This window comes from Mangrovihabitans endophyticus, from assembly GCF_014646155.1.
Lineage (GTDB): Bacteria > Actinomycetota > Actinomycetes > Mycobacteriales > Micromonosporaceae > Actinoplanes > Actinoplanes endophyticus.
Window position 1 is genome coordinate 1,948 of the sequence record NZ_BMMX01000091.1, and the last position, 3,255, is coordinate 5,202.

The 3,255-nt window shown below is 56.7% G+C and carries 1 rRNA gene; it reads left to right on the forward strand.

Features of this window, described 5'->3' with window-relative positions:
• The first annotated feature begins 65 nt into the window (after positions 1-65).
• Positions 66-3,183: ribosomal RNA gene (locus IEY73_RS32375) — 23S ribosomal RNA — on the forward strand.
• The last annotated feature ends 72 nt before the right edge of the window (positions 3,184-3,255 follow it).

The window sequence follows — 3,255 nt, forward strand, 5'->3', positions numbered from 1 at the left end:
GTGGGGTTGTGGGTTGGTTGTTGGTTGAGAATTGCACAGTGGACGCGAGCATCTTTGTTTTCTGTGGTTAAGTGGTCAAGGGCGGACGGTGGATGCCTTGGCACTGGGAGCCGATGAAGGACGTGGGAGGCCGCGATAGTCCTGGGGGAGTTGTCAACCTAGCTGTGATCCCAGGGTGTCCGAATGGGGTAACCTGGCATCAGTCATGTGGTGTCACCATCATCTGAATTCATAGGGTGGTGGGGGGAACGCGGGGAAGTGAAACATCTCAGTACCCGTAGGAAGAGAAAACAATTGTGATTCCGTGAGTAGTGGCGAGCGAAAGCGGATGTAGCCTAAACCGTGTGCGTGTGATACTTGTCAGGGGTTGCGTGTGCGGGGTTGTGAGACCGGCTTGGGATTGCTGACACGGTCCCGGAGAGTGATAAAGTCGCATGTTAGTCGAATGGTGTGGGAAAGCCGACCGTAGACGGTGAGAGTCCGGTAGACGAAAATGTGTGGCCTCTTTGCTGTGTTCTCGAGTAGCAGTGGACTCCTGAAATCTGCTGTGAATCTGCCAGGACCACCTGGTAAGGCTGAATACTTCCTGGTGACCGATAGCGGATAGTACCGTGAGGGAATGGTGAAAAGTACCCCGGGAGGGGAGTGAAATAGTACCTGAAACCGTTCGCCTACAATCCGTCAGAGCCTGGCTCCTTTTTGGGGTGGGTGATGGCGTGCCTTTTGAAGAATGAGCCTGCGAGTTAGTGGCATGTGGCGAGGTTAACCCGGGTGGGGTAGCCGTAGCGAAAGCGAGTCTGAAGAGGGCGTTGAGTCGCGTGTTCTAGACCCGAAGCGGGGTGATCTAGCCATGGGCAGGTTGAAGCGTGGGTAAGACTGCGTGGAGGACCGAACCCACCAACGTTGAAAAGTTGGGGGATGACCTGTGGTTAGGGGTGAAAGGCCAATCAAACTCCGTGATAGCTGGTTCTCCCCGAAATGCATTTAGGTGCAGCGTCGTGTGTTTCTTGCCGGAGGTAGAGCACTGGATGGTCTAGGGGGCCTACAAGCTTACCGAAATCAGCTAAACTCCGAATGCCGGTAAGTGAAGCGCGGCAGTGAGACTGCGGGGGATAAGCTTCGTAGTCGAGAGGGAAACAGCCCAGATCACCAGCTAAGGCCCCTAAGCGTGTGCTAAGTGGAAAAGGATGTGGGGTCGCTGAGACAACCAGGAGGTTGGCTTAGAAGCAGCCACCCTTTAAAGAGTGCGTAATAGCTCACTGGTCAAGTGGTTCCGCGCCGACAATGTAGCGGGGCTCAAGCACACCGCCGAAGCTGTGGCACCTACACGTTAGCTTGATTGCTGGTTTCGGCCGGCGGTCCAGGTGTGTGGGTGGGTAGGGGAGCGTCGTGTAGCGGGGGAAGCCGCCGAGTGATCGAGTGGTGGACGCTGCGCGAGTGAGAATGCAGGCATGAGTAGCGAATGAAGGGTGGGAAACCCTTCCGCCGGATGACCAAGGGTTCCAGGGCCAGGTTGATCCGCCCTGGGTGAGTCGGGGCCTAAGGCGAGGCCGAGAGGCGTAGTCGATGGATAACGGGTTGATATTCCCGTACCCGCGTAGGAGCGCCCACGATGAGGCGCCAGGTACTAACCACCCGAGCTGCTGGTGACTTTCGGGTTGCTGGTGGGGAGCGTGGGATCTTCTGGTGTAGTAGTTGAGTGATGGGGTGACGCAGGAAGGTAGCTGAGCCCGGCCGGTGGTTGTGCCGGGGTAAGCGTGTAGCCCGCACTGCAGGTAAATCCGTGGTGTGTGATGGGTGAGACGTGATGCCGAGCCGTATCAGGTGAAGTCAGTGATCCTATGCTGCCGAGAAAAGCCTCTAGCGATGTTCCGAGCGGCCCGTACCCGAAACCGACACAGGTGGTCAGGTAGAGAATACCGAGGCGACGGGCGAACTGTGGTTAAGGAACTCGGCAAATTGCCCCCGTAACTTTGGGAGAAGGGGGGCCGGACGCGTGATGCCCCTTTGCGGGTGGAGCGTGGTATGGCCGCAGAGAGCAGGGGGAAGCGACTGTTTACTAAAAACACAGGTCCATGCCAAGTCGTAAGACGATGTATATGGACTGACGCCTGCCCGGTGCTGGAACGTTAAGGGGACCTGTCAGCCGGTAACGGTGAAGCGGAGAACTTAAGCGCCAGTAAACGGCGGTGGTAACTATAACCATCCTAAGGTAGCGAAATTCCTTGTCGGGTAAGTTCCGACCTGCACGAATGGCGTAACGACTTCCCTACTGTCTCAACCACAGGCCCGGCGAAATTGCAGTACGAGTAAAGATGCTCGTTACGCGCGGCAGGACGGAAAGACCCCGGGACCTTTACTATAGCTTGACATTGGTATTTGAATGCGATTGTGTAGGATAGGTGGGAGCCGGTGAAGCTTGGACGCCAGTTCAGGTGGAGGCGTTGTTGAAATACCACTCTGTCGGATTTGGGTATCTAACTTGCGGCCCTGATCGGGTCGAGGGACAGTGTCTGGTGGGTAGTTTAACTGGGGCGGTTGCCTCCTAAAGGGTAACGGAGGCGCCCAAAGGTTCCCTCAGCCTGGTTGGCAATCAGGTGTTGAGTGTAAGTGCACAAGGGAGCTTGACTGTGAGACTGACAGGTCGAGCAGGGACGAAAGTCGGGACTAGTGATCCGGCACTTGCGTGTGGAAGCGGTGTCGCTCAACGGATAAAAGGTACCCCGGGGATAACAGGCTGATCTTCCCCAAGAGTCCATATCGACGGGATGGTTTGGCACCTCGATGTCGGCTCGTCGCATCCTGGGGCTGTAGCAGGTCCCAAGGGTTGGGCTGTTCGCCCATTAAAGCGGTACGCGAGCTGGGTTTAGAACGTCGTGAGACAGTTCGGTCCCTATCCGCCGTGCGCGTTGGATACTTGAGAAGGGCTGTCCCTAGTACGAGAGGACCGGGACGGACGAACCTCTGGTGTGCCAGTTGTCCTGCCAGGGGCACGGCTGGTTGGCTACGTTCGGAAGGGATAACCGCTGAAGGCATCTAAGCGGGAAGCTCGCTTCGAGATGAGGTATCCCACCACCTTGCGTGGGTAAGGCTCCCAGATAGACGACTGGGTTGATAGGCCGGAGATGTAAGCCAGGTAACTGGTTCAGTTGACCGGTACTAATAGGCCGAGGGCTTAACCACTCTCAATGAGAACAAGCGTGTTTTAGCGTCCACTGTGTGATTCACAGCAAACAACCAACCACCCCGGCCCGG